The following is a 22,122-nucleotide window of genomic DNA, read 5'->3' as shown; positions in this document are numbered from 1 at the left end:
CGTCGAATCGTGTCTCGGTCGGCCGCGCGCGAATCGCGCGGACCTACCTGATCACACTACGGAGTTGCCTGGTGATGACCGACAGGGTGGCCAGGTCGAGCGTCCCCGACGACAGCACCTCGTCGAGCGTCGACCGCACGCGGGTCAACCTCGACGCGTTCGACAGCTCCCACTCGGCGATCTTCTCCTCCGCCGACTCCGACGGCTCGCCGAGCTCCAGGATCTTCAGCGTCAGCGAGCGCAGCGCCGAATGCAGGTCGTCGCGTAACGCCAAGCGCGCCAACGAATGCCAACGGTCGCCGTGCTCTAGATCAGACACCGCCGTCAACATTCCTTCGACGCCGAGATGCTCCATCACCGCGCAGTAGAGCTCGCCTGTCTCGCCGAGTTCGCGTTCGGCGATGTCGGCGGCGTCGATGATGTCGAGCAGCAGGAACCGATGCAGGCTGATCGCGACGTCGTCGGCGAGTTCCGGTGGCACACCGAGGTTCTGATAGCGCGTCGACCGTTGCACGAAGTCGGCCTTCGACGACTCCCCGAGCCAGGTCGGCAGCAGGTTCCACGCACGCTCGATCCGCCCGGCATAGCGCTTGATCTCGGCCGCCATGGCCAGCGGCTGCGGACGGTAGGCAAGCATCCACCGCGAGCCGCGGAACACCAATCGCCTTGAGTACAAAAGCATTTCGTCGATCGCAGTGGTTCCGACATCGCAGGTGGTGATCCGTCGCCACAGCTCGGGCAGCGCGAACACCTCGGTGGTGACCACGTAGGCACGCACGCCGTCCGACGTCGACGCACCGGTCCCCTCCCCCAACCGGAAGACGTGGGTGGCGCCGGCGAGGTCGACGACGTCGTTGACGAGGGTGGTCGTGATGATCTCGCGGCGCAGCCGATGGTTCTCGATGCCCTCGGCGAAACGCTGCTGCAACGGTTCGGGGAAGTACCGGGTGACCCGCTCGAGGAATACATCGCTGTCGGGGACGTCGCTGGCCAGCACTTCCCCCTTCGTCGTCAACTTCACCTGCGCCATCAGGGTCGCCAACTCCGGCGAGGTGAGTCCACGATGCAACTCCGAGGCGAACCGTCGTCGTAGTTGCAGCGGAGTCGGTAGCGCTTCGAGTTCGAGGTCCACGTCGTAGTCGGTTGCAAGGGTTTTCAGGAGCCGCGCGTGCACTTCGACATAGGTTTCCGAGTGGGTTCGGGAGAAGCCGAGTTCGGTGTTCTGCGCGACGTTGTCGGCGAGCACCAACGCCGCCACCTCGTCGGTCATCGATTCCAGCAATGGATTTCGGTCGGCGGCGGCCAGTTGCCCGCCGGATACCTGTGAGTCGAGCAGAATCTTGATGTTGACTTCGTGGTCGGAGCAGTCGACGCCTGCCGAGTTGTCCATCGCGTCGGTGTTGATCCGGCCGCCGGAAAGGTCGTATTCGATGCGGCCCCGCTCGGTGACGCCGAGGTTGCCTCCCTCGCCGACGACCTTGACACGCAACTGATCTCCGTTGACGCGGATGGCATCGTTGGCCTTGTCGCCGACGTCGACATTCGCCTCGAACGACGCCTTCACATAGGTTCCGATACCACCGTTCCAGAGAAGGTCGTTGGGCGACAACAGGATTGCGTGAATCAAGTCGGGCGGCGACAGCTCGGTCACAGCGTCGTCGAGACCCAGTGCCACCCGCATCTGCGGGGAGATCTCGATCGACTTGAGCTCGCGCGACCACACGCCGCCGCCCGCGCTGATCAGCGACGTGTCGTAGTCGGCCCACGACGACCGCGGCAGTGCGAACATCCGCTTGCGCTCGGCGAACGACGGTGCCGCAACAGGATTCGGGTCCACGAACACATGTCGATGGTCGAACGCCGCCACCAGCCGAATGTGTTCGGACAACAGCATGCCGTTGCCGAAGACATCGCCGCTCATGTCGCCGACTCCGACGACGGTGAAGTCCTGGGTCTGTGTGTCGACGCCCATCTCGCGGAAGTGTCGTTTCACCGATTCCCACGCGCCCTTGGCGGTGATACCCATCGCCTTGTGGTCGTACCCCGCCGAGCCGCCCGATGCGAATGCATCGCCGAGCCAGAAATCATACAGTGCCGCAACGGAATTCGCGGTATCGGAGAATCGCGCGGTGCCCTTGTCCGCGGCGACGACGAGGTAGGAGTCGTCACCGTCGTGGCGCACCACCGACGGCGCCGGAATCACCCTGCCGGTGCGACGATCGATGTTGTCGGTGACCGAGAGCAGCGCGGCGATGAATTCGCGGTAACAGACGACGCCGTCCGGCGCGACCAGCGCCCCGCGCGGCCGCTTGACCACGAAGCCGCCTTTCGCGCCGACCGGCACGATGACCGCGTTCTTGACCGCCTGTGCCTTCACCAACCCGAGGATCTCGGTGCGGAAGTCGGCCGGCCGATCCGACCAGCGCAGGCCACCACGCGCGACCGCACCGAAGCGTAGGTGCACACCCTCGACGCGCGGCGAGTAGACGAAGATCTCATGTTGCGGCCGTGGCTGCGGCGTCTGCGGAATCTCCCTGGGCCGCAACTTGAATGCGAGCGCCCGGCCCTGTACGTCAGGGTCCACCGGCGCGGACTCGACGTAGAAGTTGGTCCGTGACGTCGCCGTCATCGTCGACAGCAGCGCCGAGATCACCCGGTCGGCGTCGAGGCTGATCACCTTCTTCAGTTCGGTCTTCACCCGCGCGAGTACCGTGCGGCGCGCGTCGTCGTCGGCCTCGTCCGGCTTGAACGACGCCTTGAACAGATCGCCGAGGAGCCCGGTCAGCTCGGCGTGCTCACCGAGCACCGTGGCGACATACGCTGCGCCGTAAGCGAATCCGCATTGCCGCAGGTAGGCGTGATAGGCGCGCAGCATCACGACGCCGCGCCATTGCAGACCGCTTTGCAGGACAAGGGAATTGAACGGGTCGACGCTCGCTTCGCCACGCCAGATCGCGGCGAAGGCCGCGGTGAACCGTTCCCGCACGTCGTCGCGGTTGCGCCGACCGATGGTGACCCCGGGAGCGAGTCGTACCCCGAATTCATAGGCCCAGCACTCTTCGCCGTCGGGCCGCACGATGTGGTACGGGTATTCGTCCTCGACGTCGAGCCCCATACTGCCGAGGAGCGGCAACATGTCGGTCAGACTGGCCGACTGACCGCACAGGTACAGGATGAAGGTGTAGCGTCCCTCGACCTTCTCCGGATCTTCGAGTTCGACTGCGATGTCCCCCGGCCGCAGCCCGGCCACGTGCGCATAGTCTTTGATCGCCTCGGCCGGGGTGCGCTGCTCCTTATAACTCTCCGGCAGACCGGCCAGCCACGGTTCGGCGTCGATGCCGTCGACCGACAGCTCCATGACCCGGTCGTCCCAGGTGCGCACGGCGTCGGAGAGGCGATCCTGCAGCGCGCGCTGCGCGGGTTCCCCGGTCGCGTACTCGGCGAGGTCGGAGTCGGCGCGGACGTGAATCATGACCTGCAGCGCGGCGAGCGGTGATCGGGTGACGAGGCCGATGTATTCGACGTCGCTGCCGCTGAATTCGTCGACGATGATGCGCTGCACGCGTAGGCGCATGTCGGTGGTGTAGCGCTCACGCGGCAGGTAGACCATCGCCGAGACCATCTGCCCAGCCCGATCTGCCCGGACGAAGACCCGCACCGAGCGAGTGGCGACGGCATCGAGCAGTCCGCCGACCCGCCGGGACAGTTCCTCGGCCGAGGTCGCGAACAACTCGTCGAGGGGGTACGACTCCAGGTGCCCCTCCATGCTGTGCCCGACATAGGAATCGAGGTCGACGCCGGCTTTGTCGAGGACCGCCGACGCACGACGTCGAAGAACGGGAATGTCGACCAGCGGCTGGTGGCGGGCGAAGGTGGTCAGCATTCCGACGAAGTGATGCTCACCGCCCAATCCCGGGCCGCCGTCGGGCTGGGCGGACCCGATGACCGGGATCCGCACCATGATCACGTAGTTGGACCGCGAGATTCCGGTCGGCAGGTATACCGTCGACACTTCCGGGAATTCGGTACGACCGGCGCCGCACAGACCGGTGAAGTCGCGCAGGTGATCGACGGCGTCGGTGCACCAGACGCCGTCGCCGGTGCCGACCTCCTCGCCGGCCGCATCGACTTCGAGATGCCCGAGCGGTACGAAGTTCCCGTCGACCAGCCAGTTGATGAGCGCTGCGGCTTCGAGTCGGGCGGCCTGATCGTCGCCGACGCCGCGGATCTCGCCGCCGACGCAGCCCTCGGCGAGGTCGGTGAAGGTCGCGACGATCTGTGGGGTGTCGCGGTTGACGTCGGCCACGCGGCGCACCACGGTGGCGAGCTCGTCGACGATCTGCGCTTCCGACAGCGTCGCGCCGCCCCGAGTGACGACGAGCGAGATCCACGACTCGGCCACGCCCGACTCGGAGTCCACATCGATGAGGTCGCCGTCGGAATCACGCGACACGGTGAAGATCGGATGGTCGACGCGCCCGACGGTCAGACCCAGGGATTCGACGGTGGTCAGTACCGCCTCGACGAGCAACGGCATGTCGTCGTTGACGAGGAAGACGTTCAGCGGGCCGCCTGGTGCGTCGACGGCGACGAGATGTTCGCCGGGGACTCGCGAACGGGCTATCTCCACGTGTCTGCGCACCCGGTCGGCATCCGCCGACGACGGCGCCGCAGCACCGTGCGATGCCGAGAAGTACCGCGAAATCACTTGTGGCACAATAGAAGTCAAACCCGCTACCGCCAATCACGTCGTTGTGTGGACAGCAGACCGCGAACGGTCGTCCTCTTGATGCGATCGTAGTGACTACCGACGGGTTGGGTGGGACGTTTGGCGCGGTGTCGACGGCGCGGCGCCGTCGAACACCGACCCGACGGATCGGGGTGCGGCCTCAGCCCTCGAACATGGGGCGCGGATCGAACGTGACTCGCACCGCCGTGATCAGCCCGGCGTCGATATGGGTCCAGTTGGCCACCTGCATCGGCGGCTTGTCGGCGATGCGCAATTGCGACCAGGTGATGACATCGGTGTCGTCGGCGAGGCGCAGCAGGACGTCGTTGCCGGTCGTCGCGGCGAACATGCCGGCGAGTCCGGCGAGGAATTCGTCGGGACCGCGAGTGGAACCGAGGACGCCGTCGAAAGTGACGTCGGGGGCGAGGTGGGGGCGCAGGGGTTCGGGGTCGCCGGCGGCCCAGCTGGCGAAGTAGAGTTCGGCGATCTGACGCGGAGTGAGCGTTGCTGTTGTTGTCATGTCTCCATCGTGGTCACTCGCAGTCCATATGTCTAACAGCTGGTTATTCTGGAATGTAGAATCATCAGTTATGGAAATCCACCAGCTGCGCTACGCGACGGAGGTGGCGCGACAGGGGTCGTTCACCGCTGCGGCGGACATCCTGCATATCAGCCAGTCGGGAGTGTCGGCGCAGGTGGCGAAGCTGGAGCGAGAGCTCGGTGTGCGCTTGTTCGAGCGCGGATCACGCATCGCGACACCCACGCCGGAGGGCGACGCCCTGCTCGGACACGTGCAATCGGCGCTCGACGCGGTAGCGCGAATCAGAACCGTCGCCGACGACCTGGTGGGAGTCACGCGCGGACAGGTTCGAATCGGAACGGTCATCGGGTGCACCATCCCCGGCTATCTCAATGCGTTCGCCGAGTTCCGGCGGGCGCACCCCGGCGTCGTCGTGACCGCGAGTGAGGGCAACTCGGTCGACCTGATCGCCGCCCTCACCGCGGGCACGCTCGACGTCGCGTTGGTGGCCCATGCCGATCCGCTGTCGGCCTCGTTCGATGTCAGCACCGTCGTCGACGAGCCGCTCGCCGTCGCAGTGGCCGGTGATCACGCCTGGGCACGCCGGGCGTCGATCACCGCGGCCGAGCTGGCAGACGAGCACGTACTGACCCTGCCGTCGGGCACGGGTGTCCGCACCGCCCTCGAAAAGACTTGCGCCGCAACGGGAATAGCGATCACTCCGGCAGTCGAGGTCTACTCCCCGGACGCCGCGCTGGCGTTGGCGGCCCAGGGGGCCGGAGTAGCGGTGCTGTCGGCGTCGATGATCGGCGAGCCGCTGATTCGCGTCGACGTCGACGGTGCCGCACACACCTCGCTCTCGCTGGCCACACGGATCGAGCCGGGTGCGGCGGCGCGGGCATTCGCCCAGACGCTGCGCACCCGGCTCGTCGGGTAGTGGCCGGTCGCGATCAGTCGCGGGTCAGCTTGCGGTGGGTGACGCGGTGCGGACGCGCGGCGTCGGCGCCGAGGCGTTCCACCTTGTTCGCCTCATAGGCCTCGAAGTTGCCCTCGAACCAGAACCACTGTCCCTCTTCGACGTTGCCTTCCCACGCGAGGATGTGGGTACAGGTGCGGTCGAGGAACCACCGGTCGTGGCTGATCACGACGGCGCAGCCGGGGAACTGCTCAAGCGCGTTCTCCAGCGAACCGAGGGTCTCGACGTCGAGGTCGTTGGTCGGTTCGTCGAGCAGGATGAGGTTGCCGCCCTCTTTGAGGGTGAGCGCCAGGTTGAGTCGGTTGCGCTCACCGCCGGAGAGCACCTCCGACCGCTTCTGCTGATCCGGCCCCTTGAACCCGAAGGCGCTGACGTAGGCGCGCGAGGGCATCTCGTTCTGGCCGACCTCGATGTAATCCAGGCCGTCGGACACGACCTCCCACACCGTCTTCTTCGGGTCGATGTTGGCACGAGACTGGTCGACGTAGCTGAGTTTGACGGTGTCGCCGACCTTGACGGTGCCCGAGTCCGGATCCTCCAGGCCGACGATGGTCTTGAACAGCGTGGTCTTACCCACACCGTTGGGGCCGATGACGCCGACGATTCCGTTGCGCGGCAACGTGAATGACAGGTCCTTGATGAGGACGCGACCGTCGAAGCCCTTGTCCAGATGCGACACCTCCACGACGACGTCGCCCAGGCGCGGTGGCGTCGGGATCTGGATCTCCTCGAAGTCGAGCTTCCTCGTCTTCTCCGCTTCGGCGACCATCTCGTCGTAGCGGGCGAGGCGAGCCTTGTTTTTTGTCTGCCGGGCCTTGGCGCCCGACCGGACCCAGGCGAGCTCTTCCTTCAGGCGCTTCTGGAGCTTCTGATCCTTCTTGCCCTGCACTTCGAGGCGCTCGGCCTTCTTCTCCAGGTAGGTGGAGTAGTTGCCCTCGTACGGGTGCAGCTTGCCGCGGTCGACCTCGCAGATCCAGCCGGCGACGTGGTCGAGGAAGTAGCGGTCGTGGGTGACGGCGAGGACAGCACCCGGGTAGCTGGCCAGGAACTGCTCCAGCCACAGCACCGACTCGGCGTCGAGGTGGTTGGTGGGCTCGTCGAGGAGAAGCAGGTCGGGCTTCTGCAGCAGCAGCTTGCACAGTGCGACGCGGCGTCGTTCACCACCGGAGAGGTGCGTGACCGGTGAGTCGCCGGGCGGGCAGCGCAGCGCATCCATGGCCTGTTCGAGCTGCGAGTCGAGATCCCAGGCGTCGGCGTTGTCCAGATCTTCCTGGAGCTTGCCCATCTCCTCCATGAGCTCGTCGGAGTAGTCGGTGGCCATCAGCTCGGCGACCTCGTTGAAGCGGTCCAGCTTCACCTTGATCTCGCCCATGCCCTCTTCGACGTTCTGCTTGACCGTCTTCTCTTCGTTGAGCGGCGGCTCCTGCAGCAGGATGCCGACGGTCGCCTGCGGGTCGAGGAAGGCTTCGCCGTTGGACGGCTGATCGATGCCGGCCATGATCTTGAGGATCGACGACTTACCCGCGCCGTTGGGACCGACGACGCCGATCTTGGCGCCCGGGTAGAACGACATCGTGACATCGTCGAGGATCACCTTGTCGCCGTGCGCCTTGCGCACCTTCTTCATCGTATAAATGAACTCTGCCACACCAAACTCCTCTGACCTGCTGTTACGTGATTGTCGCGTCTGCCGGTGCCGCACTGGACGCCGCGTCGTGGCGAACCCGCAGATGGCCCGGTCGTCTATCCTACGGACGAGCGGACGGAGTGCACAGACAGACCTGCCGGCGAGCGGCTGCGACGTCGACTCGGTCCATCGTCGTCAGCGCCTGATCTCGCGCACTCCGCGTCGTCTCACGGCATCGATGCCGGAGCGGGTGGTGGCCCTCAGGCGGCGGTCTCCTGGTCGGGAGTCGGTGCGAACGGGGACGTCGGATCGACCGGATGGACCGACGTCGGGGCAGCGGAACTGTATTCACCTGCACGCTCGTTCGGTTGAGCGGGCGGTTCGTGTGCCGGGGTGCCCCGATAGGTGACGACGCACCGGCTCAGATCGAGTCCCACCGACGAGGCGTTCATCTCCAGATCCTGCCGTCTGCCGCCGTCTGCGGAGACGTACTCGTTGGTCTTGATCTGGCCGTGGGCGATAATCGGGCGGCCCTTGGCGACCGCCAGTCCGACGCCGGCCAGCAGTTTGCGCCAGCAACTGATGGTCAGATACAGCGTCGGTCCGTCCGACCACGTGTTGTTCTGCCGGTCGTGGCGACGCGAATTGCACGCGACGCGGAAGGAGATGACTTCCTCCCCGGACCCGGTGCTTCTGCGCCGGGGATCTGAGACGACCGTCCCGATGACGGTGGTGTAGGTCTCATACATAGCTCGACTCCTCCACTGTGACAACAGTTCTGACTGGTGACCACGCTCGGCGTGGTCGTTACAGCATCGCCGTCGTCGGCGACGGGATCAGCGTCGAAAGCACGGTTTCGGGCCGAACCTGGGGATAGTCGGGGTATGTGGATAACTCGCTATTCGCGTGTGACGGGCTACCTGCCCTTGTTGAGTTCTTTGAGCATCGCGTTGTAGCTGTCGAGTTCTGCGTCGTGGTCGCGCTCGGCGTTGCGGTCGAATCGTTTGGCCTGCTTGCGGTCCTGCCTGCTCCATTGCACGAGAAGCGCGAGCATCACGATAACAAGCGGGACTTCGCCTGCGGCCCAAGCGATTCCACCGCCCACTCGCTGATCGTCGTACAGGTTGTAGGCCCACGGCAGGTGCAGACTTCGATAGTAGGTTTCGGCGATTACGGTGTTGCTCATCATCAGCGCGACGCCGAAGAACGCGTGAAACGGCAAGGTGCCGAGCACCATTGCCAGCTTCGCGACCGGGGACAGTTGACGCGGTGCCGGGTCGATCCCGATCACGAGCCAGTAGAAGACGTACCCGCTGATCAGAAAGTGAGCGTTCATCGCCACGTGCGCGGCGTGATAATCGGCGGCCAGGGCGAACAACCCACCGAGGTAGAGGACGTAGAAGCTGCCGACGAAAAGCACCACCGCCACAACGGGATTGGCGACGAGCCGCGAGACCTTGCTGTGAATGGCCGACTGGATCCATTCACGCGGACCAGGCGGATTGCCGCGCCCGGCGACCGGCAGGGCACGGAGCGCGAGGGTGATCGGGCCGCCGAGAACCAGCAGGACCGGAATCAACATCGACATCGCCATGTGCGCGATCATGTGGATGCTGAACATCGCCGGGCCATAGAGTCCCATCCCCGACGAAGAGGCGAACAGCAGGCTCAGGCAGCCCAGAACCCACGAGATGGTGCGTCCGATCGGCCAGTCGTCGCCGCGCTTGCGCAGCCGGACCACCCCACGCAGGTAGACCGCACACAACACGATGGCGGCGGTGCCGAAGATGAGGTCGAAGCGCCAGTCGCCGATGATGCGGCCCAACGTCGGGGGCGCGTCGATGCGGTAGCCGATGACCGTCTCGGCCGGGGTGAGCTGTGCGGTGTCGATCGGCGGTGGCGGAGTGCGGGAGAGCCCGACCGCGATGCCGAAGGTGACTGCGAACACCAATGATTCGACCAGACCGAAGCGGACGAAGAGGCCGCGGCGCGGGTCGGCTCCCGGGGCGTCATCGGCGTCGAGCGACGCGATGGTTCGACGCCGGTGCCAGGCGCCGAACGCCCCGAGGACGACCAGCGCCACAACCTTGGCAAGGATGATGCGGCCGTAGAGGTCGGTGAAGAGTTCTCCGAGGGGAACGCGGATCAGTGCGTTCACCACACCGCTCAGGCCGACGACGATGATGCACCAGAACGCGACGCGGGAGAAGCGTCGAACGGCGAGCGCTCGCCAGTGTCCCCCGGCGAAGGCATAGGTGACGACGGCGCACAGTCCGCCCATCCAGATCGCGGCCGCGCCGATGTGCAGGATCAGACTGTTGGTGCCGAGGTCGTGGTTGCCGCCCGCCGACGAATGCCCGGCTAGGGCCACCGGCAGCAGCGAAGCCGATGCCAACAGGAGTACCGCGAATACCCATCCCCACCGCATGGTGAGGCGGGCGGCCACCGCGGTGAGGATTGCCAGCAGCGCCGTCCAGCCCCAGGTCCGGGCGTCGGCGACCTGGCCGTACGCGGTCAGCAGATTGTTCATGTTCAGCGTCTTCGACAGGGATTGACCGCTGACGTTCGAAATCGACAGAGGAATGAGCAGTATCGCGCTGACCGCCCAGATGAGCGACGTCGTGGACGCGACTCTGATCGCCCGGTACCCGCCGATGTCCAGGGTGCCGTCGGCTTGCGGCGGCACGAAGAAGGCGGCGAACACGGTCGACCCCAGCGCAATCGATGCGCTCAGCTGGCCGAGCGCGGTGAGCGCGGGCAACCCGTAAGTGGTGATGGCGCCCGGATCTGGGACACCGGCCAGTTGGATCGCCGACGACGCCGACAGCGCCGTGACCACGATCGCGACAATTGCGCCGATCCACCCAAATACCCAGGTCAGCGCGCCCACGACGCCGCGTTGAGAGTCCATCGCGTCGCGCACGGGTACCTCAGTTGTCATGAGTTCACTGTATTCGGGACAGTTCGTGCGCTGCCTGAGAGGCTTCGACGGCCCGGATTGGACGGCGGCCTGCCCCACTGTCGTATACTCTGCTGGCCGCGCCAAGCCTCCGTAGCTCAGTTGGATAGAGCAAGGGCCTTCTAATCCCTAGGTCGCAGGTTCGATTCCTGCCGGGGGCGCAATCTAAGCCAAGCTCAGCTTAGTCGGGTACAAACCCAACTCAATTCCGTCAACCCTAACGATTCTTTCGTTCGGGTTGACATGATCCTGTTGGGTTCACCAGTGCCAACAGCCGCAACGGACATCTTCGCCATCATGCTCCGAAGCATCGGGCGTGCCTGGGACAATCACGCGGTGACCATTACCGAGATTGCCGGCTACCGGGTGATTCGCCTGCTGGGGGCGGGCGGGATGGGGCAGGTGTATCTGGTTCGGCATCCACGACTGCCGCGCGAGGATGCGCTCAAACTGCTTGACCCAGCCGTGTCCAGTACGGGCGATTTCCGGGCCCGATTTGTGCGCGAGGCGGATGTGCTGGCGACGCTCTCGCACCCGAATATCGTCACGCTGTACGACCGCGGCGAGTTCGACGGCCGGCTGTGGATCACGATGGAATACATCGCCGGAACCGACGCGGCCGAGCTGATCAAGACCGGGCCGCTGAGCCCGCAACTCGCGATTGCCCTGGTCGGCTCGGCGGGCGCGGCCCTCGACTACGCCTGGCGCAAGCAGAAGATCACGCATCGCGACGTCAAGCCCGCCAACATCCTCGTCGGGCTGGATTCACCCAGCACCGGGTCGGGGCCGCAGTCGATCGAGTCGGTCAAACTGGCCGACTTCGGCATCGCCAAGGCCGCCGGGGCGGTAACCTCGCTCACGTCCACCGGCATCACGGTCGGGACGATGCAATACATCTCGCCTGAGGCAATCGACGGTGCCGACCTCGACAACCGCGCCGACATCTACTCGCTCGGCTGCACCGCATTTCATCTGCTGTCGGGGCAGCCGCCGTACGTCGCCACCTCGATGTCCGGGCTGATGTCAGCGCACCTGACACACACCCCGCCGCCGATATCCGAGCGTGCGAACCTGCCGACGTCGGTGGATCCGGTCTTCTTCCGAGTGCTGGCGAAAGATCCCCGTGACCGTTATCCGACGTGCGGGGCCTTCGTCGAGGCGCTCGACGCCGCGATGCGAGCTCACCTCACAGGCGCGGCACACATGTTGACCGAACCCGCTCCGACCGGGCCCTCCCCTGCAATCGCAGCCTGGCAGACGCCCACAACCGCGCGCCGAGCGCCTGCCGAACCGACGCAGCGCAACGCTCGCCGCTCGTGGGCGACCATAGTTCTTGCCGGCGTCATCGCGGCACTCATCGTCGGCATCGGCGCGCTCGGTTACCTGTTGATACGCGATCGCACCGCCTCCACCACGACGGCGGCCACCAGTTCGCCGGCCTCGATCGCAGCGGCTCCGGAGCAGACTCCGTCGCTGACCTCACCCCTGACCAGCATGCCCTCTTCGCCACCGACGACCACGGCCACCACGTCGACACCGGCGAGCTACTCCATCGCTAAACTCGTCGGCAAGTGGGGACAGCACTCCATTCTGCTCACCCTGTCATCCGACGGTTCGGCGACTTACATCGTCAGCCAAGGCGCGTCGAATTCGCAGACCTGGTCGGCCACTTGGACGGCCACATCCACCACGACCGCGACGGTCACACTCGTCGGGCAGCTCAGCTACGACGGCACACTCGACGGCCAATCGCTCTATTCCGGCGAAGTGTTCAACTTCGCTCTGACATCGGGCGGATACGCGACCATCAATTCCGGATCGGGCGACGTGACGTTGTGCCCGCGCGACGATCCGTCGTTCCGTGATTCGGCATCGGAATGCGGCGCGTAACCGATGCCCGCTGAAACCTCTACTCCGATCAGCGATTTCGACGAGCTGGCCGCACGCGCGGCGTCGTTGATCGTCCCCGGCGAACGACGCATCCTCGGTATCACCGGCAGTCCCGGGGCCGGCAAGACGACGCTCGCGGGCCGAATCGTGAAGCGCCTCAACGACTCCGGCGCGCACGTGGGCTACCTGCCGATGGACGGCTTCCACCTTGCCAATTCGAAGCTGGACCGCAGGCGCATCCGCGACCGCAAAGGCGCGGTCGACACGTTCGACGGCTGGGGGTTCGTCGGCCTACTGCGCCGGATCCTCGTCGAGACCGACCATCCGGTCTACGCACCGAGTTTCGAGCGGACCATCGACGAGCCGATCGCCGGCGAGATCGAGATCCCCAGCCGCACAACGCTCGTCGTCGTCGAAGGGAACTATCTGCTGCTCGACGCCGAGCCGTGGTCGCAGATTCCCGGACTACTCGCACAGACGTGGTTCTGCGCGACACCCGAGTCGGACCGACTAGACCGGCTGATCGACCGGCACATCCGACACGGTCGCTCCCCCGAAGCCGCCCGGACTTGGGCCCGGACCGTCGACGGAACGAACGCGGTGCTGATCGAACAGACGCGGACGCGGGCAGATCTGGTGGTGTCGGGAAGCCTGTAGGTGGGTGTCGCGTCAAGCGGTGTGGCTTTCACATCACAGCGGAGGTGGTCGCGTATCGAGTTCGTCTCGCCGCCCCTGTAAGGAAGATGCCATGTCTCCGCAGTTCAGAGGTTTGACTGGACATGGCATCTTGCATTATCGCGTCCACCAGCGAAGCGGTGTCGAGGCTCGTTACACCGAAGCTCGCAAGCTCGCTACGGCACTCGGGGAGCGGAGACAACACCGAAGCTCGCTACGGCACTCGGGGAGCGGAGACAACACCCAAGCTCGCTGCGGCACTCGGGGAGCGGAGACAACACCCAAACTCGCTACGGCACTCAGGGAGCGGGTTGGCTGCGTCCCGCGGGAATGCGCCGCGCGACACCACCACTACCCGACGATCAACTCCCACAACCCGTCCCCGCCGACTTCGAGTGCCGCGTCGGCGACCACGTCGTCCCAGTACTGCGTGGAGCCGAACTCCGAACACCAGCGCAGCGCGGGCAACGTGTATTTGTGCAGCCGATGTTCGACGGTGGTGCCGATCGCCCCCAGCGCCTGGTGGGCGTTACGCACTACGGTCGACGCCGCGTGGCCGGCGCACGAGCGCGCGACGGCGACGTCGAATCGCACGCGGTCGAGCCCGACGTCGCCCGACTCGAAGGCGTCCATCGTTCCCACCGCGGCATCGACGGCCGTCACGGTCAGCGCGGTCTGTGCGGCCGACTCGGCCAGCATCTGTTGCAGCGCTTGGAATTTCGCCAGCGGCCGACCGAACTGAATCCGCGTGGTGACATGCTCGGCAGTGATCTCGCCGATCTCCGTCAACGCACCGGCGACCTGCACGGCACGCGCCAGCGCGCCGCGCAGCCGGAAGAGCTCAACCACGTCGGCACCGACGACAACATCGCCCACGGACCACCCGTCAGCCGACTCCGCAAGTGTCACAACACTTTCCGCTCCGTCTGGCCGCGTCCCCGCGACCTCCCGGCCGGACACGTCAACCAGAACGGCACCGCGCAGCCCACCGTCGTCGGGCGCCCCGGCCTGCCGCTGCAGCCAGCCCGCCAATACGTCGCTCCCGACGATCCCGGTCGAAATCGCCTGTCGCGCAGCCGTTTCCAGCACGAATGCCAGCTCACGCCAGCTCGCCTCACTGCCGCCCGACGTTTCCGGCGCGAGCAGCCGGGCCAACCCGATCTCGTCGAGCTGGCGCCACACCGCCGCCACCGACGTGTCGTCGGCGAAACCGTCGAACACATCGCGGACGGTCGAGGTGAAAACCGGATCCAACGCGCTCATCGCAGTCCCATCTCTCGGGCGATCACGCCACGCAGCACTTCACTGGTCCCGCCCCGCAGGGTGAAGCCCGGCCGTTGCACGACCGCGCGATCGGCCAACGCGCGCAACGCTTCTGGACCGTCGCGCCCGACGATCCGGTCGGCCAGTTCGGCGATGTCGCCTTCGCCCGACGTCCCGATCACCTTGACCACCGCCGCGGCCGAAGCGACCTGCTCGCCGCGTTCGAGGGCACTCGCCACCGCCGACGACATCCGATGCAACCCGGCCACCCGGGCGATATGCGCGCCGAGATCACTGTGCCGCACCACCTCGCCCGACTTCGCGGCGTCGACCAGCCCCGCCAGCAGCTGATAGGTCGACAGGAACCGTTCGGGTCCGCTGCGCTCATAGGACAGCTCCGACGTCACCTGGTGCCAGCCGTCGCCGACGGTGCCGAGCACCATCTCGTCGGGCACGAAGACCTCGTCGAAGTGCACCTCGTTGAAATGATGCGCACCGTCCATCGACAGGATCGGCGACACCGTGATGCCGCGCGAATCGAGCGGCACGATGAACTGGCTCAGCCCGGCGTGGCGGTTCTCGCTCGACGCCGGTTCGGTGCGCGCCAGCATGAAGAACGCGTGCGCCAGATGCGCGCCCGACGTCCACACCTTGGTGCCCGACACCCGCCAGCCGCCGTCGACGCGTGTTGCGCGGGTGCGTACCGAGGCCAGATCCGACCCGGCGTCGGGCTCGCTCATTCCGATGGCCCAAAAGACCTGTCCCGCGGTGATTCCGGGGAGATAGCGCTGCTTCTGGGCTTCGGTGCCGAACTTCAGCAGCGACGGCGCCGCCTGTCGATCGGCGATCCAGTGCGCCGCCACCGGCGCTCCGGCGGCGAGCAGTTCCTCGGTCACGACGAACCGTTCGGCGAACGACCGTCCGTGGCCGCCGTACTCGCGCGGAATGGTCATGCCCAGCCAACCGCGCTCCGCCAGCGCCGCGGTGAACTCCAGATCCCAACCGCGCAACCAGGTGTCGACTTCCGGGACGAATTTCGCGGCCGCCAGCTGCTCGGCGAGGAACCCCCGCACGTCGCGCCGAAGCTGTTGCAGCTGGGCGCTTTCCGGCTCGTAGGCCGGTACCAGTGCCACGATCAGTTGCCCGTGTAGTTGCCGTCGCGGCGTTCGACGAACGCGGTGACCGCTTCCCGATGGTCCTGCGTGTGATGCGCGATGGCCTGCATCGCCGCCGACATCTCCAGCAACTGATCCAAGCTCTGGTGCTGCGACTCACGCAGCAGCTTCTTGGCCATCCGCACCGCCACCGGCGGGTTGACCGCGACGCGGCGCGCCAATTCCATTGCCTGCGGCAGCAATTCGTCGGGTTCGACGACGCGCGACACGATTCCCCACTCCAGCGCGGTCGCGGCGTCGACACGATCACCGGTCAGCGCCATCTCCGCTGCCCGAGCCGGTCCGACGACGCGCGGCAGCAGCCACGCCCCGCCGTCGCCCGGGATGATGCCCAGCTTCACGAAGCTCTCGGCGAAGAACGCGTTGGTCGAGGCGATACGCATGTCGCACATCAGCGACAGGTCACATCCCGCGCCGACCGCCGGGCCGTTGACGGCGGCGACGATCGGCACCTCGCACGCGTAGAGGGCACGCGGGATGCGCTGGATGCCGTCGCGGTATCCGTTGCGCTGCTCATGCGATGCCCCGCCGAACAATCCGACGCCGGCGGCCATGTCCTTGACGTTGCCGCCCGCCGAGAATGCCGAGCCCGCACCGGTCAACACGATCACGCGCACCGACGTATCGCGATTCACCCGGTCTGCGGCACCGACCAGCGCGTCGACCATCTCGTCGCTGGAGATGGCATTGCGCGTCTCCGGCGAGTTGAGCGTCCAGATTTCGATGTTCCCCTCGCGGGTCACGGACAGGGGCGAAGCGGTGGGCGTGGTGTCGGTCATAGGTATACCTTTACCCGCCGGACGCCACCGGCCGCGCCGCGCCCCCGCCGCCGCACGACCACGCCGCTACAGCAATTCCAGAATGGTCGCATTCGCCTGGCCGCCCGCCTCACACATGGTCTGCAAGCCGTAGCGAATTCCGTTGTCCCGCATGTGATGCACCAGGCGCGTCATCAGGATCGCGCCGGACGCACCGAGCGGATGTCCGACGGCGATCGCGCCGCCGAGCGGATTGAGCACGTCGTCGCTCGCTCCGGTCTCGGCCTGCCAGGCCAGCGGCACCGGCGCGAACGCCTCGTTCACCTCGTAGGCCCCGATGTCGGCGACGGTCAATCCGGACCGCTCGAGCGCCTTGGCCGTCGCCGCGATCGGCGCGCTGAGCATGATGACCGGGTCGTCGCCGGCGAGTACCGCGGTGTGGATGCGGGCCATCGGCGTCCACCCCCGCTGGGCGGCGAGTTCGCCGGTGGTGATCAGCAATCCGCCGCAACCGTCGGAGATCTGCGACGAGTTGCCCGCGGTGATCACACCGTTGTCGTCGAACGCCGTGCGCAGGCCGGCGAGCTTCTCGACGGTCGTCGCGCGCCGCAAGCCTTCGTCCTGGCTCAGGCCGCCGTCGAACGGCGCCAGTTGCCCGTCGAACGCACCCGAATCGATCGCCGTAGCGGTGCGCTCATGGGAGCGGGCGGAATACTCGTCGACCTGCGCGCGGCTCATCCCCCACTTGCGGGCCATCATCTCCGCGCCCAGCCCCTGATTGAACCCGTCGACGCCGTAGCGGTCGAGAACCGACGCGGGATACGGCGCTCCACCGGCACGCGCGGAGCCCATCGGGACGCGTGACATCGATTCGACGCCGCCGGCGATCACGTAGTCGTACTGTCCGGCAATGACACCTGCCGCGGCGAAATGCACGGCTTGCTGTGCCGATCCGCAGCGCCGGTCGACGACCGTCGACGGGACCGACTCGGGCCAGCCGGCGGCCAGGACTCCCACGCGTCCGACGCTGCCCGACTGATCGCCGACCTGGCTCACGCACCCCCAGATCACGTCGTCGACGATCGCCGGATCGAAGCCGACGCGCGCCTGCAGGGCCGTGAGCACGTGTGCGGTCATGTCGCCGGGGTGCACGTCGGCCAGAGCGCCGTTGCGCTTTCCGATGGGTGTGCGTACGGCGTCGACGATTACGGCATCCCGCATGGTTGCTCCTCAAAGTCGTTGGCTGGCCGATGGCCGTAACCGAGCAAGCGCTCGGTTGCTTTCTCACCTTACCCCGCACGGATTGTGGCCCCGCTTACACCTCTCACGGTCTACTCCGCCGTCCCCTGAGACCGAGTTGATCTTCCGGTAACACCGGACTGCGCGTCGAGAAACACGCCCCACGCAGGATCGAGCCATGGACTTCTCGACGGTGTGCGGCTACTGCGGCGTCGGCTGCGGCATGGACCTGCGCGTCGTCGACGGAACTGTCACCAAGAGCAGTGGAACCGCAGGTCACCCGGCCAATCGGGGACGCCTGTGCACCAAGGGCGCCACCACCGCCGACATGCTCAACGCGGGCGGCCGGCAGGCGTACGCGATGGTGCGCACCGACCGCGCGGACGAACCTGTCCCCACCCCGATCGACGACGCCATCGCGACCGCCGCGAACGCGCTGCGCCGGATCCTCGACGACCACGGCCCCGACGCGCTGGCCCTCTACGTCTCCGGGCAGATGAGTCTCGAGGCTCAGTACCTGTCGAACAAACTGACCAAGGGCTATCTGGGCACCAATCAGATCGAGTCCAATTCACGGCTGTGCATGGCCAGCGCGGGCACCGGCTACAAGCAGTCCCTGGGCGCAGACGGCCCGCCCGGCAGTTACGACGATCTCGACCACGCCGACGTCTTCTTCGTCATCGGCGCCAACATGGCAGATTGCCACCCCATCCTGTTCCTGCGGATGATGGATCGCGTCAAAGCGGGCGCGAAACTGATCGTGGTCGACCCGCGCCGCACCGCGACCGCGGCCAAAGCCGACCTCTACCTGCCCATCGCACCCGGCACCGACCTCGCCCTGCTCAACGGGCTGCTGAAGCTGATCGTCGACGCCGGGAACGTCGACGCAGACTTCATCGCCGAGTTCACCGACGGATTCGACGCCATGGGGCCGCTGCTCGACGACTACCCGCTCGACAAGGTGGCCGAGTTGACCGGCCTCGACGCCGCCGACATCGCCGCGGCGGCAGACTTGATCGGCACCGCCGAGAACTGGGTGAGCCTGTGGACGATGGGCCTCAACCAATCCACGCACGGCACCTGGCAGACCAACGCCCTGTGCAATCTGCACCTGGCGACCGGCGCCATCTGCCGCACCGGGTCCGGCCCGTTCTCGCTGACCGGGCAGCCCAACGCCATGGGCGGACGCGAAATGGGCTATATGGGACCGGGTCTGCCCGGGCAACGCTCGGCCCTCAACCCGGCCGACCGCGCCTTCGTCGAAGACCGGTGGCACCTGCCCAGCGGCACCATCCGCCCCGACGCCGGGGCGGGCACCATCGACATGTTCGAGCGGATGGCCGCGGGCGAGATCAAGGCCGCGTGGATCATCTGTACTAATCCCGTTGCATCCGTTGCCAATCGGCAGACGGTGATCGATGCGCTGCAGAACGCCGAGCTGGTGATCGTCCAGGATGCCTTCACCGGGACCGAGACCGGCGAGTACGCCGACGTCACGTTGCCGGCAGCACTGTGGGCGGAGAGCGAAGGAGTGATGATCAACTCCGAACGCAACCTGACGCTGACCGCACCGGCACTGGCCGCACCCGGTGACGCCCTGCCGGACTGGGCGATCATCTGCCGCGTCGCGCAGGCGATGGGCTTTCGCGACGGCTTCGACTTCACCACCGCCGCAGAGGTTTTCGACGAGATCACCCGCTTCTGGAATCCAATGACAGGCTGGGACATCCGCGGCGTCGACTACGCCCGGCTGCGTCGCGGACCGGTCCAGTGGCCGGCGGCACCCGATGGCGGCGATCGTAATCCGATCCGCTACCTCAACGACGGAGTCAGCGCGACACAGCACGTCGACGACGACGGAACCGTTGCGCGCCTTGCCTTTCCGACGCCGACGCGACGGGCACAGTTCCTGCCGCGACCCTACCTGCCGCGTGCGGAACTGCCCGACGACGACTTCCCGATGACCCTGACCACCGGGCGCCTGGCACATCAGTGGCACACGATGACCAAGACCGGCAAGGTCGCCAAGTTGAACAAGCTCAACCCGGCGTCGTTTCTGCAGATCCATCCCGTCGACGCGAAGCCGCTCGGCATCGGTGACGGCGACCGGGTCGAGGTGACCTCGCGCCGCGGGACCGCATACCTCCCCGCGGCGGTGAGCACCGCGATCCGCCCGGGAACCTGTTTCGCGCCGATGCATTTCAACGACGCCCAGGGCCCCGACCTCGCCATCAACGCGGTCACCAACGACGCCGTCGACGCCGACTCGCTGCAACCGGAGTTCAAGGCGTGCGCCGTGGCGGTGCGCCCGGCGCCGGTCGACGCCGTCGCCGCAGCTCCGACGACTGAACTCTCCCTCACCGTTCCCGACACCGGAGGCGACATCTTGGCCACCCTCGACGCTCTCACCGACGCGATCCGCGCATCGGACCGGTTCGCCGGCGCCGACGCCCACTACGTGGACGGCCTGTTGGTCGGACTACGCGCCCTGCCGCCGTCCGGCGCGGTCCCGACGGTGCCCGCGACCGCCCCACTCAGCGCGGACAGTCGCGGCTGGCTCGACGGTGTATTGGCCGGACTGTTCGCGCGCGTCCCGCTGCCCGGCGCTCAACCATTCGGTTCTGCGACGTCGTCGACGCCGGGTGACTCGGCGGCGGATACGGCGACGAGCGCGACCGTCGTATGGGCTTCGCAGACCGGAACCACCGAGGAGTTCGCAGAGGTCACCCGCGACGCCCTCGCCGCGGCGGGCGTGACCGTCACACTGCGCTGCGCCGATGAGATCGGCGCGACCGACCTGGCGGGCACCGTGCTGTTCTTGACCAGTACCACCGGCGACGGAGACGCCCCCGACAACGGTCTCGCACTGTGGGACACGCTGACCGCCCTCGACGCCGGTGACCTCGCCGGCCTCGGCTACTCGGTGCTCGGCTTCGGTGATTCCAGCTACGCCGACTTCTGCGGCTTCGGCCGCAAACTCGATGCGCGACTGCATGATTTGGGTGCACATCGCATCACCGAGCGGGTGTCCTGCGAGCCCGATTACGAGGAGTCCGCGCGGGGCTGGCTGGACCGCGTCGTCGCACACGTCAACGACACGCCCGCGCCCTCCGCCGCACCAGAGCCGAAAGCCGCTGTCCCGGCGTCGTATTCGCGAAAGAATCCGCTGACCACCACGGTTCGCGCCAATACCAAACTCAGCGGTGACGGATCCGACAAAGAAGTCCGCCGGGTCGCCTTCGCACTGCCCCCGCAGACTCTCACGTACTCGGCCGGAGATGCTCTCGGCGTATGGCCGCGCAATGACCCGGCGCTCGTCGCCGAGTGGCTCAAACACACCGATCTGGTCGGGATCGAGCCGGTCACGCTCCCCGGCGGAGACACGGTCACCTTCGCCGAAGCGTTGACCGAGCGACTCGAAATCGCCCGCATCACACCGGATTTCCTGCATTTCGTCGCCGCGCGCACCGCACCCGACGACACCGAACTCGACGCCGTGCTCGCCGACCACGCCGGCGTCACGCACTGGACGTGGGGCAAACAGTGCGCCGACGTCCTGAGCGGCAGGGCGATTCGGGCGAGTGCTCAAGACTGGGTGTCGGCACTGCGACCCCTTCAGCCGCGCTTGTACTCGATCTCGTCGACGCCGCGTGAAGATCCGCAATCGGTCGAGATCACCATGTCCACGGTCCGCTACACCGCGACCACCGGCAACCGCGACGTCATCCGGCACGGCGTGTGCTCCACGTTCCTCGCCGACCGAACCATCGTCGACGACACCGAGGTGCGGCTGTTCATCGCGCCCAACAAGTACTTTCGTCCGCCCGAGGACCCCGACGCGGCGGCGATCATGATCGGACCGGGCACCGGCGTGGCCCCGTTCCGAGCGTTCCTCGCCGACCGCGCGGCACAGGGAGCCACCGGCAAGAACTGGCTGTTCTTCGGCGAACGCCACGAATCGACCGACTTCTACTACCGAGAGGAACTCGAAGAACTCCGCGACCAGGGCGTGCTCACCCGCCTCGACGTCGCCTTCTCCCGCGATCAGGAGCGCAAGATCTACGTCCAGGACCGCATGCACGAACATGCCGCCGAACTGTGGACGTGGCTGCGCGCGGGCGCGTACCTCTACGTGTGCGGCGACGCCGGAGCGATGGCCCGCGACGTCGACGACGCACTGCGGCAGATCGTCGCGCAACAGGGCCGGCTGGCACCGCACAGTGCGGATTCGTTCGTGTCGGCGCTGTCGGCCGAGAAGCGCTACGTACGGGACGTGTACTGACGCTGTCGGTCGCGAGATACGGTGAGGTC

At 66.7% G+C, this 22,122-nt stretch carries 13 protein-coding genes and 1 tRNA gene; 5 read left to right on the top strand and 9 right to left on the bottom strand.

Annotated elements, in window-relative coordinates; translation table 11 throughout:
- Positions 1 to 43 precede the first annotated feature (43 nt).
- Together HH308_RS00175 and HH308_RS00170 are read right to left on the bottom strand one after the other, a co-directional pair.
- A complete protein-coding gene (locus tag HH308_RS00175) occupies positions 44 to 4,717 on the bottom strand; it encodes an NAD-glutamate dehydrogenase (RefSeq protein ID WP_170192155.1) in 4,674 nt (1,557 codons plus the stop codon).
- Positions 4,718 to 4,889: 172 nt separating this feature from the next.
- Positions 4,890 to 5,249, bottom strand: a complete 360-nt coding sequence (locus HH308_RS00170; protein WP_170192154.1) for a nuclear transport factor 2 family protein — start codon at positions 5,247 to 5,249, stop codon at positions 4,890 to 4,892.
- Between the two features lie 70 nt (positions 5,250 to 5,319).
- Between HH308_RS00170 and HH308_RS00165 the strand changes: the two genes are divergently transcribed.
- A complete protein-coding gene (locus HH308_RS00165; protein WP_170192153.1) occupies positions 5,320 to 6,186 on the top strand; it encodes a LysR family transcriptional regulator in 867 nt (288 codons plus the stop codon).
- A 13-nt stretch (positions 6,187 to 6,199) separates the two neighbouring features.
- On the opposite strand, the gene ettA is transcribed toward HH308_RS00165, so the two are convergent.
- The 3 genes from ettA to HH308_RS00150 form a co-directional block, all read right to left on the bottom strand.
- Positions 6,200 to 7,873: an energy-dependent translational throttle protein EttA gene (gene ettA, locus HH308_RS00160; protein ID WP_170192152.1), complete on the bottom strand. Its 1,674-nt coding sequence runs from the start codon at positions 7,871 to 7,873 to the stop codon at positions 6,200 to 6,202.
- Positions 7,874 to 8,112: 239 nt separating this feature from the next.
- Complete coding sequence (locus tag HH308_RS00155) at positions 8,113 to 8,601, bottom strand: single-stranded DNA-binding protein (RefSeq protein WP_170192151.1); 489 nt, start codon at positions 8,599 to 8,601, stop codon at positions 8,113 to 8,115.
- Positions 8,602 to 8,768: 167 nt separating this feature from the next.
- A complete protein-coding gene (locus HH308_RS00150) occupies positions 8,769 to 10,793 on the bottom strand; it encodes a bifunctional copper resistance protein CopD/cytochrome c oxidase assembly protein (protein ID WP_246284032.1) in 2,025 nt (674 codons plus the stop codon).
- A gap of 105 nt (positions 10,794 to 10,898) precedes the next feature.
- Here HH308_RS00150 and HH308_RS00145 point away from each other — a divergent pair.
- The 3 genes from HH308_RS00145 to HH308_RS00135 all read left to right on the top strand — a co-directional run bounded on the left by HH308_RS00145 (position 10,899) and on the right by HH308_RS00135 (position 13,358).
- Positions 10,899 to 10,972 (top strand) — tRNA-Arg (locus tag HH308_RS00145).
- 103 nt (positions 10,973 to 11,075) lie between these two features.
- Positions 11,076 to 12,701: a serine/threonine-protein kinase gene (locus tag HH308_RS00140; protein WP_312870230.1), complete on the top strand. Its 1,626-nt coding sequence runs from the start codon at positions 11,076 to 11,078 to the stop codon at positions 12,699 to 12,701.
- Between the two features lie 3 nt (positions 12,702 to 12,704).
- Complete coding sequence (locus tag HH308_RS00135) at positions 12,705 to 13,358, top strand: nucleoside/nucleotide kinase family protein (RefSeq protein ID WP_170192150.1); 654 nt, start codon at positions 12,705 to 12,707, stop codon at positions 13,356 to 13,358.
- Between the two features lie 369 nt (positions 13,359 to 13,727).
- On the opposite strand, the gene HH308_RS00130 is transcribed toward HH308_RS00135, so the two are convergent.
- From HH308_RS00130 to HH308_RS00115, 4 genes are all read right to left on the bottom strand, one after another.
- Entirely contained in the window at positions 13,728 to 14,639 is a 912-nt protein-coding gene (locus HH308_RS00130; RefSeq protein ID WP_170192149.1) for an acyl-CoA dehydrogenase family protein, read from the bottom strand.
- Positions 14,636 to 15,778, bottom strand: coding sequence for an acyl-CoA dehydrogenase family protein (locus tag HH308_RS00125; RefSeq protein ID WP_211188034.1), 1,143 nt, complete (start codon positions 15,776 to 15,778; stop codon positions 14,636 to 14,638). Before HH308_RS00125 ends, HH308_RS00130 begins: the two co-directional genes overlap by 4 nt.
- Positions 15,775 to 16,593 (bottom strand): crotonase/enoyl-CoA hydratase family protein, encoded by an 819-nt coding sequence (locus tag HH308_RS00120; RefSeq protein WP_170192147.1) that lies wholly within the window; start codon positions 16,591 to 16,593, stop codon positions 15,775 to 15,777. The genes HH308_RS00125 and HH308_RS00120 overlap by 4 nt, the downstream gene beginning before the upstream one ends.
- A gap of 66 nt (positions 16,594 to 16,659) precedes the next feature.
- On the bottom strand, positions 16,660 to 17,793 hold the full coding sequence (locus HH308_RS00115) for a thiolase family protein (protein ID WP_170192146.1): 1,134 nt from the start codon (positions 17,791 to 17,793) through the stop codon (positions 16,660 to 16,662).
- Between the two features lie 196 nt (positions 17,794 to 17,989).
- Between HH308_RS00115 and HH308_RS00110 the strand changes: the two genes are divergently transcribed.
- Positions 17,990 to 22,093 carry a bifunctional nitrate reductase/sulfite reductase flavoprotein subunit alpha gene (locus HH308_RS00110; RefSeq protein WP_170192145.1) on the top strand — a complete coding sequence of 1,368 codons (4,104 nt, stop codon included), beginning with the start codon at positions 17,990 to 17,992 and terminating at the stop codon, positions 22,091 to 22,093.
- Positions 22,094 to 22,122 lie beyond the last annotated feature (29 nt).

The organism is Gordonia asplenii (genome assembly GCF_012933505.1).
Classification (GTDB): domain Bacteria; phylum Actinomycetota; class Actinomycetes; order Mycobacteriales; family Mycobacteriaceae; genus Gordonia; species Gordonia asplenii.
This window is presented reverse-complemented; position numbering and strand designations above follow the sequence as displayed.